Origin of the sequence: Paenibacillus glycanilyticus NBRC 16618 (assembly GCF_004000805.1) — a bacterium.
Lineage (GTDB): Bacteria > Bacillota > Bacilli > Paenibacillales > Paenibacillaceae > Pristimantibacillus > Pristimantibacillus glycanilyticus.
The window spans coordinates 61149-76086 of the sequence record NZ_BILY01000019.1; the positions used below are offsets into that span (position 1 = coordinate 61149).

The window sequence follows — 14938 nt, forward strand, 5'->3', positions numbered from 1 at the left end:
CATGGGTTGTCAAATCCGATAGTCTCCGTTTTTGCCCCCTGTTTTCTCAATCAGGTACGTGGGACCGATGACCATATCCTTCTGCAGCGCCTTGCACATATCGTACACGGTAAGCGCGGCGGCAGAGACAGCTGTTAAAGCTTCCATCTCTACGCCTGTCTTGCCGGTTGTCTTGACCGTTGCTTCAATATACAGCTCATCTTGTCCGTTATCCCCGAAGGTAACATTTACGCCCGTAAGCGGAAGCGGATGGCACATCGGAATCCAATCCGATGTTTTCTTCGCGGCCATAATCGCAGCTACCTGCGACACGGCAAGCACATCCCCTTTGCCGATGCTGCCTTCCTTAATGCGGGCCAGCGTACCCGGGTTCATCTTCACCTGCGTACGCGCGGTTGCCGTTCTCGCCGTTACTTCCTTATCGCTGACGTCAACCATCCGCGCCCGTCCTTGCTCGTTAAAATGCGTCAGTTCCATTAGCGTTCACTCCAAACTCTTGCTGAAAGCTCCGTTACAATACCGTCCATTCGCCTGTCATGGGCTTGCATTGGAATATCGTCCACCAGCTGATCTTCGAACGCGATGCCAAGCCACGTTACATCCGCCTGCTCGCGAGCCAGCCGCTCGGCAAAACGGTCATAATATCCGCCGCCGTAGCCGAGACGCCCGCCTTTTGGATCGAAAGCGATCCCCGGCGTAACGACAAGACCTGGAACGTAGGTATCCGGCAGCGCCGGACACTTATCCGGGTCGGGCTCCAGAATACCGTAGGCTCCTGCCTTAAGACCGCTCCAATTGCTTAGTTTATGCAAAGTCATTGACCGGTCCGCCGGATAACATTTCGGAACAACAACCTCCGCTCCCGTCTTCCAGCCCCACTCAATCAATGAACGGGTATTCAGTTCGGAACGGAATGGCACATAACACAGAAAGCTTGTCACTCCGCGATCCATCATCCAATTCGCTAAATACCGGCATGCCGCCTCCGACCGGATGATACGCTCTTCAAGGGGAATGCCGTCACGCAGCTTTGTGATAGCCTTACGCAGCGCCGCTTTGTCCAGCGGCATCCCGTTTGATTGTTCATTCATCGTTCCCCGGCTCAGCCTTCCCATACATGCTTTTTGTTTAATTGTAGTTTACCATTGTTATGCAACTTTCGCCAATGGCGACTGGTAATATATAATGGAACGGAAAAGCCTGTCATTATTTGTTGGAGGTATTATTCATGCTGCTTCAATTATCCAATATCAGTAAAAATTATGGCATAGACGTCATCTTATCCGATATATCGATGCAAGTCCTGGAACGCGAACGGGTAGGACTTGTAGGCGTAAACGGCGCGGGCAAATCGACACTGCTCAAAATTATCGCGGGCGAGCTCTCCTACGACTCCGGTGCCATTCATAAAGCCAAGGAAACACGGATCGGCTATCTGGCCCAGAACAGCGGTCTTCAATCGAACCGCACGATCATTGAGGAAATGCGCGCCGTATTCTCCCATCTGATCGAAGCTGAACAAGAGCTTCGCGAGCTGGAGCAGCAAATCGCTGACCCGGCTCTTCACGACAATCCCAAGCGTTACGAGGATGTCCTCGACCGTTATTCCCGCAAGTCCGACTGGTTCCGCGAGCAGGGCGGCTTCGAGATCAACACCCGCATTAACAGCGTCCTTCACGGGATGGGGTTCGGAAGCTTCCCGCCTGACACGCTGATCAGCACTTTAAGCGGCGGTCAGAAGACCCGTCTTGCGCTTGCCCGCATTCTGCTGCAGGCACCGGATCTGCTCATGCTCGACGAGCCTACCAACTATCTGGACATTCCTACGCTGACCTGGCTCGAGGGTTATCTCCGAGGCTATTCCGGCGCCATTCTGGTCGTCTCCCATGACCGTTACTTCCTCGATGCCCTTGTTACGACCATCGTAGAGATCGAACGGCATGCCGCCAGACGCTACACGGGCAACTACAGCCGGTACATAGACCTGAAGGCTGCCGAATACGAGGCCGACATGAAGCAATACGAGAAGCAGCAGGAAGAAATCGCCAAGATGGAGCAGTTCATTCAGCGCAATATCGTCCGCGCTTCCACAACCAAGCGTGCTCAAAGCCGACGTAAAGCGCTCGATAAAATGGATGTGCTCGACAAGCCGCTTGGCGACTTGAAGAAAGCCCGTTTTACGTTCGAGATCGAGCGCCAGACGGGCAAAGACGTATTGGATGTCGCCGACCTGTCCGTCAAGTTTCCGGAGAAGGACATCCAGCTGTTCCAGCACGTATCCTTCAAGCTGTCCCGCAGCGAAACGGTTGCCCTCATCGGACCAAACGGGATTGGCAAGTCAACGCTGCTAAAAGTATTGGTCGGACAAAGACAGCCGCAGACCGGCATTGTCCGTTGGGGCTCTAACGTCAAGCTTGGGTACTATGACCAGGAGCAGACCGGGCTAACACCGTCCAATACGGTGCTAGAGGAAGTATGGGGCACATACCCGCATATGGAGGAAGCCCGCGTGCGTACCGTGCTTGGCAACTTCCTGTTCAGCGGCGAGGATGTCCTAAAGCGCATTTCCTCCCTCAGCGGCGGGGAAAAAGCGCGCGTCTCGCTTGCCAAGCTGATGCTGGAGCAGGCAAACGTCCTCATTCTGGACGAACCTACCAACCATCTGGACCTGTTCAGCAAAGAGGTGCTTGAGTCCGCCTTGCTCGATTACGAGGGAACCTTGCTCTTTATCTCCCATGACCGTTATTTCCTTAACAAAATGGCGGAACGTATCGTCGAACTGACTCCGACAGGAACCGAGCATTTCCTAGGAAATTATGATGACATGATCGAGAAGAAAGCCGAGCTGGAAGAAGCCCGCCTCGAAGCAGCGGCAAAGCTGGCCAGCAAATCCAACCAGCCTGTTGCGGAAGCTCCAACTTCCTACGAAATGGATAAGCAAGCCAAACGGGAAGAGCGGAGCCGCCTTCGCAAGCTGGAGCAGCTTGAGCAGGAGATCGCTTCGCTGGAGGAGCAGATAGCCGAATTCGAGGTTCAATTAACCGATCCGGCTATCTTTAACGACTATATGGCCATCCAAGAGATTCAAGCCAAAATTGAAGGGAAACGCATATCGCTTAACGCCGCTTATGAGCAGTGGGAGCAATTAAGCGAATAAGCGCCAAGACCTTCCCGCGCATCCTCGTGATAGCGCCGGGGAGGTTTTTTTATATCTTTTTCCTCTCCAAAAGCTTGTCCATGATGGAGTAGAGGAATCCTGCCAGCCCAAACAGAATAAGGGCACTATTTACATTAAGACCGTATCCCTTTACGTAATAGTCGTCGCCCAAATCATAAAATTGATCAAACACCCATATTCCGACTATCCCCCCGGCAATGGAATATAAGACGATTCTCGCAGGTAATAGCTTTACGAACCTCGTAAGAAGCAAAGTTAACGGAAAGAAAGTCACCGCGTATAGAACAATGCTGCTAAGCAAGCAAAACATAACGAAGATGCTGCCCATGTTGCGCAGCCCGTAATATTCCGTCGTCGTAATCTTGTTTCCCTCCCATATTTCCAGACCGATAGCAGCCATCGTAAAGAGGATAATATAGACCACCCATAACCATATATATTTCATTGCTTTGCCTCCACCTTGCACTCATATGTATGCTGCAATCCTTATGGATACAATTATACTTTGTTTTATATAAAAAAGATGCTTACGCCATATAGGCGTAAGCATTGAGAGGGAAACCAAAAGTTAGGGTGGTCTTACATAGACAAATCATGGGGATACGTTTCCGCAGCTTCCGCCGCAGCTATCCCATATAGGAAGACTTTCACGCTCACCGGCGGTGAATCGCGAGAAGTCGGGGTAAGCATCAATTAGGTTAAAAATTGCTCCATGCGAATGAGGCCAAGCCGTTTCGCTTCTACAATCGCTTCGGATCTTGAACGCACGCTCAGCTTCTCGAAAATACGGGTTAAATTATACTCTACCGTCCGCTGGCTCATATGAAGCTTGGCAGCGATATCCTTATTGCTGCTGCCGTTAGCCACTTCCTGCAAAATATCCTGGTCCCGTTCATTAATCGAGACCTCTTCGATCGCTTTCTCCGCGCGGGTAATCTTCACTTCATTACGCCGCAGCTGCTTCAGCAGGGTTATCGGAATAACCGCTTCCCCCCGCATCGCGCAGCGGATGTTGTTATGAAGCTGCTCCCTCGATACCGTCTTGGATATAAACCCGGAGACTCCGCATTCAATCAGCAGGTTGTAATGGGTGCTGATCTCATAGCCGGTATAGATAAGAACCCGGCGGTCGGGATCTTGCTGAATGAGCCGCTTCGTAAGCTCAAGACCGCTGATTCCCGGCATATTCAGGTCACACAATATAATATCAAAGGGGTCATGATTGACGGCATCGAGCGCTTCCATGGCGGATAGCACGACGGTTACCTTCATTTCAGGATCCTGTTCGATCATGGTTTTGGTTCCTTCGCCAACGGAAGGATGATCATCAACTAATAAGATACGAATCACGCAATAATCCCCTTTCCGAACGACCGGTTGTCATTGTCTCCGGCAAGTTGATTACAACCTCCAGCCCGCTGCCGCGTTTCGACCGGAACGTAATCTCCCCTTCAAGGCTCGCTACCCGCTCTTTAATGCCGGACAGCCCCATATGCTCAAAGGAGGCTTTCATATAATCAACATCCATCCCGATACCGTCATCCTTGTAGCGGAAGTAGATTTTTCCTTTCCGCTGTTCAAGCTCCAGGGTAACCCGGTTCGCCTGCGCATGCTTGGCAGCGTTCCTGAGCAATTCCTGCACGATCCGGTAAATGGCTGTAATTTGCTCTTCGTTAAGCGGATGGGCAAACGGCTTCGGCCTGAAATCAACGGCGAAATTATCGCGCATCTGCGAGTGCTCCACGATGGATTCAACCGCTTCGATGACGCCCATCTCTTTCAGAAGCGGCGGCCGCAGTTCATTGCAGGTCTCCCGGATCTGGTGAATAACGTCCAGCAGGCCTTCCTTGATCTCGTTCAGCTCATCGCTGAGATTGTCCGAGATGGGATAATCGTTCATCAATCCCTCCAGCTTGCGGTACCAGATTAACTGGTCCTGCAGCGCGGAATCGTGAAGATCGGCCGCCAGCTTCCTGCGTTCGTTCTCCGACAGACAGAACAACAACCGCAGAACCCAAGGGGCGGTAGTCTGCTCTTTGCGCACTTCCGATTCCAGGTCCTCAATCAGGCCTTCGATCAGGTATAGATTCTCAAAGACAATACTGGAATAATTCGCGAGCGTCTTTAACCAGCGCAGCTCGTCCGAGTTGAACCGGGTATGGTTCGTCTTCGAACCGATCCAGACGACATGGTACTTGGAACGCTGACGGCCGATTACAAGCCCTATGCCATGCGGCAGCTCCACCATTTCGCCAACCTGCAGCGACTCCGCCACCTGAAGCAGGAACAAGGACGTTCCTTTCTCCTCGTCGGATTCACCCAGCTTGTGCACGGAGCCGTCTGCCTGATCCACAAGGACAAAATCAATCCGGTTAACCGGAAGCAGGTCGCTGATCTCTTGCTTCAGCACAGCCTCCAAATCCGCTCTCTTCATCACGGTTGCGACCTTGCGGGAGAATCGGTCCAGGCTGTCCTGATAGCTGTACATGGCTTTGAACAGCTTCGGCCGGAACTTATGATCGATTTGCTCCTTCACGTACAAGAAGAGAGTCATCACTACATAAGTAGTCAAGAAAATTTGAATGTAACCAATCCAGGATACGTCTGCCTTTCCATTCAGCACTCCGATAATCGCAAGCGTCAGCAGAAGAGCCGGCAGGGCGGACAGAAGCGTATAATATTTAAACCTTGTCAGGATGAAGTCAATGTCAAAGAGCTGATTGGATGTGAGCAGATAGAAATAAACGATCGGCAGCACAAACAAAAATAACGAAGTAAAGGCAGCCGGCAAAATCTGTCCCCCGCCAATAAAGAGCGGCAGCAGGTTCATTGCCGTAAACGGCGTAAACGCCACGATATGCGATACCAGCGTGATTTTGAATAACGAATTAAACTTCGTCTTGCGGTACTGCAGAAACTTTCTGACGAGCTGATAGATGCAGATGAAATTCCCGATAAGCAAGGTACCGTAATACAACATCCGTATGTAGACAAACGCGCTGTTCGACACCAGATCCGTCCAGACATACAGCAGCATGCCCAGCTCCACTGCGCCAAACGTGCTCAGCATTCCGATTAATCCGGCTTTGCTGATGAAGACGACATTATACCGCTTCATGTACTGATTCATAAACTGCAGGAAAATAATCGGCACTGAAGGGAGTACGAAATAGATAATCGAAAATCCGACAGGATCGCTTCGATAGGATGCCGCCGAGGAGTAATAGCATAACCCAATCGTGGCAAAAAACAGCATAAGCATCAATGCCGCGCTGTCATTTTTCCTTTTCGAATACAGAAAAGAAGAAAACCCTGCGAACAGGATCAGCGAAATAAGCGGTATGTACAGCTGAATGAACCATTCCCAACTGGAATGATCCCCATACCAGCCCCGGTTAAACTCTATTAACTGCTGTTCCTTATTACTGTGCTCGACCAGCACGGAATCTGATTTCTCAATGGAGAAAAACTTCTTCACATTACTATATTGACCTGCCGGCGCGTCGTTCACGGAAATAATTTTATCGCCGACCAAGATGCCTTTGCTAATCGCTTGTCCGGCAGGCTCGAGAGCTTTCACGAAATAATCTCCCTTTGAACCTTGCACTAGCTCGACGCCTATAAAAGGCTCCTTGATGATCGTAAGGGTCAAATAGAGCAAAATGACGAGAAATGTAATCAGGAAGAGAGGTGCTGAAATTCTAAGAGTTGGTCTAAACATCGTATCTCCTCCTGCACTCGCATGAAGTCGTTTTATGGCTATATTAGCCCCAAACAGCCAGCGTGTAATTACCTTTTTTCTCGTCTTGATTCTTCAGCGCATCTTGGAGTGCTTTGTGCTCAGCTGCGGATACGCCAGCCAATTGCAGCTGTCCACCCATCACCATCGACATTTTCTCTTTGCTTGCAGCAAGCGAACGAATAGCATCTTTCAACATTTAAAATTCCTCCTCTGCTATAGTAGAATCAAATTCTGATTCTACTATAGCAGGAAATCTTTCGACAGCAAACGCCAACATGTCCCGTATTTTCCGCAATCGTCATTGCGGTTTGTGAAGAAAGGCTCTAGCTGGAGAAAATCTCTAGGAGCTTGTCCTTAGCCGAGGCGGTCTCCGGTACCTCTTCGAGCAGTTCCTGGAACCGGTTAAAATGCATCCTCATGCGCACCGAGCCGTATAATGCCGCCCCTGTCCGGTCGCACGCTTCTTCCAGCATTTGCTGCCTGCCTGCGACATCCTCCGACTGCAGCCTGCCTTCGAAATAGTCCAAAATCCATCGATCCCCTTCTGCCAGTTCCTCCAAAAGGAACAGGGTAAGAAGGGTCTTTTTGCGCAAAATGAAATCATTTTTGTCATCCCAGCGAAGCAGGTCCTTAATATCATTTTTAATTTGGGCCGCCATTCCTACTTCCTCGGCATATTCCGCAACGACGGGATGCCATTCCCGGCCTGCCAGCATGACCCCCGCCATGCAGGCGAATACGATAAGCGCCGCCGATTTATGCTGAACCATGGCGAGATAGGAATCCTCGTCCGTCACGGCATTCATCAAATCCAGCATTTGTCCGTTTGCCGCCTTCAGCAATTGGCCGTTCATCATACGGGCCACCCGGAGCAGCAAGACTTGATCGAACTCCAGCTCCAGCATCGCCTGCTGCGAAAGCACCATGAAGGAGGCCGCCGCCTGCATCGCAGCCGCCGGCGGCACCTGGGACCAAGCTTGATGCGGCGCGTCCCCGTCCTGCAAATCATCCAGAATATCCGAAGCAAGAATAAATAGTTCCACAGCCGCGGCAGCCTGATAGATCTGCCCCGATTCCCCTCCGAACATCCGGTAATGAAGCACGGTCAAAAGACCGAATCTCATCGATTCGGCCTGCTTTTCCCGTATAAAAGCACGGGCATATCCGCGAAGCGGCTCCGTAGTGAAATACTTATCGGAAATCCGCAGCATCTCATGCCCGATCATAGGCACTAGTTCTTCCATCCTCTGACCTCCGTCACGGTAGTGTCATCCTTATCTTATACGATGAAAGAATATGCCGCCAACTATTTGCATCAGCTTGTCGTTATTTCGCCCCTTTCGCTTTTGAGGTTGCTTCTTGGTTTTGGATTGTTGGACGATCTCCTCCCCATTTAATTTATCGAGCAGCACGGCAATCATCTCCATGCGCTTCTCTATCACCTGGCTTCGATGAACGGACGGACTTTCGTTGGTGTCGTTTCTAGGCTCCATATGCGCAAAAGTCCTCCTTCAAACTAGGCCGGATCATCTAGGCAAGGCTACATTCCCGCGTAAGCGAAATGAACGTATACGCCTTCCATCGAAAAACAGCCCTCTGGAATTTGGGAGATGAGCTGCTGCGGAGAATCGCATCTGACGATATCCCCTTTGCGCAGCACCGCAATGCGATCGCAATTCCTTTGCATTTCCCCCATGTCATGGGATGCCATAACGATCGTTTTGCCTTGACTCTTCAGCTTCATAAGCAGTGCCCAGTAATCGGCTCTCGCCTGCTTATCAAGCCCGGTTGTCGGCTCATCGAGGAATATGATTTCAGGATCGTTCACCAGCGCGAAAGCAAGCGCGATGCGCTGCTGCCAGCCGCCGGACAGCCGTTTCACCGGCTTGTTCACGTACGGCTCCAGCTCCAGATCCGCAATAATCCGATCGATGTCATTTTGTTTGATGTAAAACGATTGAAACAATTCCAGCGCTTCGCGAACCGTTAGATTGTCTACGAGCGAATTGCTGTACATATGCATTCCGATATATTCTTTCAGCTGCTTGGCTTCCATAATGGCATCCATGCCAAGTACTTCAATCGTTCCCTGATCAGGTCGGCGAAGTCCCATGAGCATCTCCAGCAGGGTGGTTTTGCCTGCCCCGCTTGTCCCGATAATGCCGAACAGCTCGCCTCTGTTTACTTCAAAGGAGACTTCATTTAAAGCGTTGTACGGACCATAGCATTTGCAAATCGAGTTTACTTGAATGACCGTCTCTAAGTTCACTGCAGTTCTCCTCCATTCAGGCCGGAATACCTACTCGCCGTAACGTGATCTAGTAATTTAACCTTACCTGAATTTGAAAGTGTTTTCACCGAAAACCATGCTGCAGATTCACGCAATTTTTTTGCGGCATGGTTTGCGGGGGCGCAATGGACAAAAAAAGCCCCGAGAGCACAAAATTCGTGCTTTCGGGGAAATGTCCACCTTTTCCACAGGTTTATCCACAATAAAACGTGAATTGTTAGTTAATTCTGTCGATAACAAAGCGTGATTTGTAAAGGTTAATGTCACTAATTACTTACAAAAGCTTCCTTATCCCTGCAACTATCCACGTTATACACATTATCCACAGGCAGGCTGTGTAAAAACTATCCACGACTTGCACGCAATTTTATGCACAGGAAAAACGTTGTATTTATCCGTTTTTCTCCTCTTATGCACAACAGTCGCGATTTTGTGGATAACTATTCCAATTAACCGACATTTTCTTCTATGACCTGTTTTCTGCTTGTCATAACCGCCTGATTGCAGGCCGCGACATAAGCTTGGGCAGCCGCGTAAATGATGTCCTTATGAATGGACGTGCCGCGGAAGCGTTCGCCTTCGATAATAATGCTCACAACCGCTTCGCCGTGGGCATCCTCTCCCGTCGATAACGAATGCAGCTCCAAGTCCTCGAATTGGGCGGCTACGGGAATCGCCTGCTGGATACAGTGGATTACCGCCTCCAATGGTCCTTCGCCCATACCGGAGTAGGAACGCTCCTGGCCGTCCTCTCCGTCCCGAATAGTAACCGAAGCAATGCGGGACTTCTGGCTGCCGGCCAATACCTGCAGGTCCATCAGCTTGTATGGATCCGGCTGCGTCTCGGTCGCTTCGCCGGCAATGCGGATCAGCTCATCATCGGTGACGATCTTTTTCTCGTCGGCAACTTGTTTGAATTTGTTATACACATCGTTCAATTCGTTGTCCGCTACTGCAATGCCGTATTCCGACAAACGGTGCTTGATGGCATGGCGGCCGGAATGGCGGCCCAGAATAATCATGCTGCGGGAGATTCCCATAGCTTCCGGATCCATGATCTCATAGGTGCTGCGGTCCTTCAGCAAGCCGTCCTGGTGAATGCCGGATTCATGCTGGAAGGCATTGCGGCCAACAATCGGTTTATTATAGGCGATTGGATAATGCATCGCGCGGCTGACCATATGAGAGGTCGTATAAATCTCGCTTTGCTCGATATTGGTCTCGATCTGCAGCGCCGATTTGCGCGTCTCGATCAGCATCGCCAGCTCTTCCAGCGAGCAGTTGCCGGCCCGTTCGCCAACGCCGTTTACGGTAACCTCAACCTGCGTTGCCCCCGCTTGCACGGCTGCCAGGCTGTTCGCGACCGCCATGCCCAGATCGTTATGATTATGCGTGCTGTAGCGAACCTTGTCTCCGCCTCGCGCCTGCCGGCGTACCGACGTGAACAGATCGACCATTTCATTTGGCAGAGCATAACCGAGCGTGTCGGGCAGGTTAATAATTGTAGCTCCCGATTCAATTGCCGCTTCGACCAGCTCAATGACGAAATCACGGTCCGAACGGGTGGAGTCCATTGCGGCAAATTGAATCTCGTCAACAAACTGCTTCGCATAAGAAATCATATCCCTTGCAATCTGAACGACTTCCGACCGCGTCTTGCGGATCTGATGGCTCAGATGGATATCCGAGGAAGAGATGAACAGATGCAGGCGCCGCTTGGCCGCATCCTGCGTCGCCTTGACGGCAGCATCGATGTCGACCTTCACCGCGCGGGCAAAACCACAGATCTCAACGTTTTGCAGCTCGCGGGAAATTTGCTGGATAGCCGCAAATTCCCCGGGGCTGGAGATCGCAAAGCCCGGCTCGATAATATCAACGCCCAGCTTCGCCAGCTGGCGGGCGATAATGATTTTGCGTTCAGGCTCAATAGAAGCTCCAGGCGACTGCTCGCCATCGCGTAAAGTTGTATCGAAGATTTGAATTTTTTTCATGGGAATACCCTCCGTTATGTGTTTTTTGGGGAACAAAAAAAGCCTGCCGTCTCTGTGTAAGAGACGACAGGCCCGTAATTGAGCTGCCGTGGTACCACTCTCATTGGCCGGAACCTTCATGAAGCAGCCAGCCGTGCTGGCTAAACTTAAGCTTCATGCGGGTCCGACCCGCTTGAACACCCGATGACGGAGGTTTACCGTAACGATGTACTCGCCATAAGCTCTTGCTGCTATTAAGCAGCCGGCCGGCCTCCATCATTCCGCTCCCAGGCGAGTTCAAGCTTAAGCTTCGACTGCGTCGCACCACCCCGCAGCTCTCTGCAGCGGCAATTGCTTCGATCAGGCTTTGCCTGATTCCTCAATTGCGCTGTGTACCCGCTCTATTGCTTTACTGATCCTGTTCCCAGCGTTTTGTATATGAAATAGCGTATGTTTATTCGTCTGTGCGTAACTTGAAACTTCCCAATCCTAGTTCAAAGACACCAAAAAGCCTGTCGCCTCTTGAAATCAAGAGACGACAGGCTATCATTAACCTGCGCGGTACCACCCTTGTTGACATCTACTGCTGCAAAGTTAAACAGCTTTGAATGTCCACCTTAGGCACATTGCCAACTCCGGATGTTGACGAATGCGCACCCTGTTACGGGGGTTAACCGTAGCAACGTACTTGCGGGCTATCCATGGCCAGCCGCGCTTATCCGCTGCTCCGCTCCCAGGCGAGTTTCAGGTATCCTTCGACTGCGTTGCACCTTCCCGCAGCTCTCTAAACCCGGATTAGCCTTACTACTCCTGTTCTTAGCGTTTGCACAGTATGAAGTTTGAACTATTGGTACCCATTATATTCTCCAACAAATATTCTGTCAATTCCAAGAATTAAAATAAAAACAAAAATATTTATGAAGAGACGGATGGCTTAGCCCAGCCCTCCAGCGAGAAATTAGGTTCCGCCTTCATATCCAGCGAAGTGAATTCCCCCTTCTGCCATTTCAAAAAGGCCGCGGCGCCAATCATGGCCGCATTGTCCGTGCAGAGCTTGTGCGGCGGAACCAAGAGCGGCACGCCTTCCTTGTCGCAGCGCGAAGCGAGTGCTGCTCGCAGCCCTTTATTCGCCGCTACGCCGCCGCATAAGAGCAGCTGCTTGGCGCCAAAGGCGCGGACGGCGCGAATCGCTTTTTCGACGAGCACTTCGGTCACCGACTCCTGGAATCCGCGGGCAAGAGCGCCGGCATCCAGCGTTTCGCCCTTCATGTTCGTCTGATTGATAACGGCAAGGACGGCAGACTTCAAGCCGCTGAAGCTGAAATCATAAGAATCGGGCTCCAGCCATGCGCGCGGCAGCTCAATGACAGCCTCCGCTTCCGAAGCAAGCCTGTCGATATGAGGTCCGCCGGGATAAGGGAATTTCAAAGCTCTTGCTACTTTGTCGTAGGCCTCGCCAACCGCATCGTCGCGGGTACGGCCAATCATGCGGAAGCTGCCTTCGCTCTCCAGCAGAACAAGCTCCGTATGCCCGCCGGAAACGACAAGCGCCATACACGGGTATTCCAGCTCATGAACAAGCTGATTGGCATAAATATGACCCGCGATATGATGCGTCCCGATAAAAGGCACGTCCAGCGCCATCGCAAGGCTTTTGGCCGCAACGATCCCAACCAGCAAAGCCCCTACAAGCCCCGGGCCCTGCGTGACGGCTACCGCTGAGATATCCTGAAGCGTAAGGCCGGACTCCTCTATAGCCTGCTCGATCATAAGCGTAATGACTTCGACATGCTTGCGTGATGCGATCTCGGGGACAACGCCTCCGAATTGTTTATGAATCTCGATCTGGCTCGAGATCACGTTGGATAGTATATGTTTACCGCCGCGTACGACAGCGACCGAAGTTTCGTCACAGCTTGTTTCGATCGCCAGTATGACGGCATCCTGATTTGTTGTGCTCACCATTCTTGCTCCTCTGTTGCAGGCTCATAGGAATTGAGATCCGCCCACATAATTAACGCGTCCTCGTTATTATCGGAATAATAAGCCGGACGGATGCCCGAAGGCTTAAAGCCCAGCTTCCGGTACAAGCCCTGCGCAATCTCGTTGGACACGCGTACTTCCAGCGTCATTTTGTTCGCGCCGAAAAAAGCCGCCGTCCGCTGCAGCTCGGTTAAAAGCCGCTCTCCAAGCCCTTGGCCCCTATGATCGGCGCGCACGGCAATGTTAGTGACATGCGCCTCGTCCACAATGACCCACATCCCGCCGTAGCCGATAATTTGGCCGTCATGCTCCATCACCATATAACGCGCAAACATATTGCTCGTCAGCTCGTTTTTGAACGCTTCCGGCGTCCACGGAGTGGCAAACGCCTCATGCTCAATCGCAACGATAGACGGGATATCCGCCACCGTCATGGAACGAAAAACAAGATCGGACAGCATTAGGACTTCGCCTCCCCCTGCTGCTTGGCGCGAAGATTTACTTCCGCTTCAGCAAGCTGGGTATAGTTAGGCGTCAATCCATGGGTATCCGCAATCTCTCCTTTTAGCAGACGCTCCCGGCCAAGCCAGGCTACCGCGCGGCCTTCCAGTTCATACGGCAGCAGATGCACTTCCGTTCCGGACTGATTTGCCACGCATAAAGCCTGAAGCCGTTCTGCTTCTTCCCGGTGCAGCGCCAGATCGCCAATAACCCAAATCCGTTTTACTTGCCCCTGCTGCCTTGCCGCTTCTCCGGCAATCCGGTCCACCCAGTCATGCATGAGTCTTACGCCGTCCGCCGCAAAGCCGCTCCACTCGCCATCTGCCGACATCGCGTAGCCGCCCGTGTAGACTTGTCCGCGCCGGGCATCCATAATCGGAAGCACCCAGTCTTCGCCTGTGCCGGCTCCGGAAGCAGAAGCCGCACCAAGCGGAATGCCTGACGCTTGATGCCAGCCACCGTAGGCGATCGCCTCAAGGCTGGATACGCCGATCAGGGGCTTGCCCCATACCCAAGCGAGCGTTTTTGCTGCCGCAACCGCAATCCGCATCCCCGTATAAGACCCCGGCCCGCTGCCAACCGCGATTGCGCCTACATCCTTGGACGTTACGCCGCATTGTTCCATCAGCTGCTTGATATGGGTAATGACGTGCACGGAATGGTTTCTTTCCGCAAGCGACTGCATATCCCCCAAAATACGGCCTTTATCCAAGATCGCTGCAGCAAAAGCAGCGGTTGAAGTATCAAACGCTAATACCGGTCCATCCATTCGTTCAGTCATCGTTATTCCCTGCTCCCATCTCATTCGAAAACGCATCGCTCCAAGAGGCATACGGCTCGCCGATTCCGGAGATCCGGAACTGGCGCTCCTCGCCGCCCTCATGCGCAATATATATTTCCAGTCGCTCCGGCGGCAGCAGCTCTTCAATCAAGCTTGCCCATTCCACGATCGTAACCCCGTCGCCGAAGAAATAATCGTCCAGCCCCAGCTCATCGGCCTCTTCCAGAGACAAACGGTACACATCCATATGATAAAAGGGCATCGCAGCCCCCTCGTATTCTTTAATAATCGTAAACGTCGGACTGTTTACGATATCCGTTACGCCTATGGCTTTCGCGAATTTTTGCGAAAAGGTTGTTTTGCCGGCTCCAAGGTCTCCGTCCAGCGCAAGCACCGTGCCCGGTTTCGCAAGTCCGGCAATCCGCTGCGCAAGCAAGGCCGTTTCCTGCTCGCTCCGTACGTTAAGCACAACTTGTCCTTCGATCGTCATCTT

General features: G+C 51.8%; 15 protein-coding genes. 1 reads left to right on the forward strand and 14 read right to left on the reverse strand.

Annotated elements, in window-relative coordinates; genetic code table 11:
• Positions 1 to 9 precede the first annotated feature (9 nt).
• The gene (gene moaC, locus PGL01S_RS16600; protein WP_015842663.1) at positions 10 to 477 is read right to left on the reverse strand and encodes a cyclic pyranopterin monophosphate synthase MoaC; all 468 of its coding nucleotides are present in this window, start codon (positions 475 to 477) and stop codon (positions 10 to 12) included.
• The gene (locus PGL01S_RS16605) at positions 477 to 1091 is read right to left on the reverse strand and encodes a 5-formyltetrahydrofolate cyclo-ligase (RefSeq protein WP_127495710.1); all 615 of its coding nucleotides are present in this window, start codon (positions 1089 to 1091) and stop codon (positions 477 to 479) included. The genes moaC and PGL01S_RS16605 overlap by 1 nt, the downstream gene beginning before the upstream one ends.
• A gap of 137 nt (positions 1092 to 1228) precedes the next feature.
• On the opposite strand from PGL01S_RS16605, the gene PGL01S_RS16610 reads away from it, so the two are divergent.
• A complete protein-coding gene (locus PGL01S_RS16610; protein ID WP_127495711.1) occupies positions 1229 to 3157 on the forward strand; it encodes an ABC-F family ATP-binding cassette domain-containing protein in 1929 nt (642 codons plus the stop codon).
• A 49-nt stretch (positions 3158 to 3206) separates the two neighbouring features.
• Here PGL01S_RS16610 and PGL01S_RS16615 read toward each other — a convergent pair whose 3' ends face one another.
• From PGL01S_RS16615 to tsaE, 12 genes are all read right to left on the reverse strand, one after another.
• Positions 3207 to 3623 (reverse strand): hypothetical protein, encoded by a 417-nt coding sequence (locus PGL01S_RS16615; RefSeq protein ID WP_127495712.1) that lies wholly within the window; start codon positions 3621 to 3623, stop codon positions 3207 to 3209.
• A 248-nt stretch (positions 3624 to 3871) separates the two neighbouring features.
• Complete coding sequence (locus PGL01S_RS16620; RefSeq protein ID WP_127495713.1) at positions 3872 to 4528, reverse strand: response regulator; 657 nt, start codon at positions 4526 to 4528, stop codon at positions 3872 to 3874.
• Positions 4506 to 6899: an ATP-binding protein gene (locus PGL01S_RS16625; protein WP_127495714.1), complete on the reverse strand. Its 2394-nt coding sequence runs from the start codon at positions 6897 to 6899 to the stop codon at positions 4506 to 4508. The genes PGL01S_RS16620 and PGL01S_RS16625 overlap by 23 nt, the downstream gene beginning before the upstream one ends.
• Before the next feature lie 43 nt (positions 6900 to 6942).
• Positions 6943 to 7116 (reverse strand): competence pheromone ComX, encoded by a 174-nt coding sequence (gene comX / locus PGL01S_RS30865; RefSeq protein ID WP_015842656.1) that lies wholly within the window; start codon positions 7114 to 7116, stop codon positions 6943 to 6945.
• Positions 7117 to 7243: 127 nt separating this feature from the next.
• The gene (locus PGL01S_RS16630; protein WP_127495715.1) at positions 7244 to 8164 is read right to left on the reverse strand and encodes a polyprenyl synthetase family protein; all 921 of its coding nucleotides are present in this window, start codon (positions 8162 to 8164) and stop codon (positions 7244 to 7246) included.
• Positions 8165 to 8194: 30 nt separating this feature from the next.
• Entirely contained in the window at positions 8195 to 8413 is a 219-nt protein-coding gene (locus PGL01S_RS16635) for a hypothetical protein (protein WP_116393664.1), read from the reverse strand.
• Positions 8414 to 8460: 47 nt separating this feature from the next.
• Entirely contained in the window at positions 8461 to 9189 is a 729-nt protein-coding gene (locus tag PGL01S_RS16640) for an ABC transporter ATP-binding protein (RefSeq protein WP_116393663.1), read from the reverse strand.
• 470 nt (positions 9190 to 9659) lie between these two features.
• Positions 9660 to 11201: a 2-isopropylmalate synthase gene (locus PGL01S_RS16645; RefSeq protein ID WP_127495716.1), complete on the reverse strand. Its 1542-nt coding sequence runs from the start codon at positions 11199 to 11201 to the stop codon at positions 9660 to 9662.
• An 894-nt stretch (positions 11202 to 12095) separates the two neighbouring features.
• Entirely contained in the window at positions 12096 to 13145 is a 1050-nt protein-coding gene (gene tsaD / locus PGL01S_RS16650) for a tRNA (adenosine(37)-N6)-threonylcarbamoyltransferase complex transferase subunit TsaD (protein WP_127495717.1), read from the reverse strand.
• On the reverse strand, positions 13139 to 13624 hold the full coding sequence (gene rimI, locus PGL01S_RS16655) for a ribosomal protein S18-alanine N-acetyltransferase (protein WP_127495718.1): 486 nt from the start codon (positions 13622 to 13624) through the stop codon (positions 13139 to 13141). The genes tsaD and rimI overlap by 7 nt, the downstream gene beginning before the upstream one ends.
• The gene (gene tsaB / locus PGL01S_RS16660) at positions 13624 to 14445 is read right to left on the reverse strand and encodes a tRNA (adenosine(37)-N6)-threonylcarbamoyltransferase complex dimerization subunit type 1 TsaB (RefSeq protein WP_127495719.1); all 822 of its coding nucleotides are present in this window, start codon (positions 14443 to 14445) and stop codon (positions 13624 to 13626) included. The genes rimI and tsaB overlap by 1 nt, the downstream gene beginning before the upstream one ends.
• Positions 14438 to 14935 carry a tRNA (adenosine(37)-N6)-threonylcarbamoyltransferase complex ATPase subunit type 1 TsaE gene (gene tsaE / locus PGL01S_RS16665; RefSeq protein ID WP_127495751.1) on the reverse strand — a complete coding sequence of 166 codons (498 nt, stop codon included), beginning with the start codon at positions 14933 to 14935 and terminating at the stop codon, positions 14438 to 14440. Before tsaE ends, tsaB begins: the two co-directional genes overlap by 8 nt.
• Positions 14936 to 14938 lie beyond the last annotated feature (3 nt).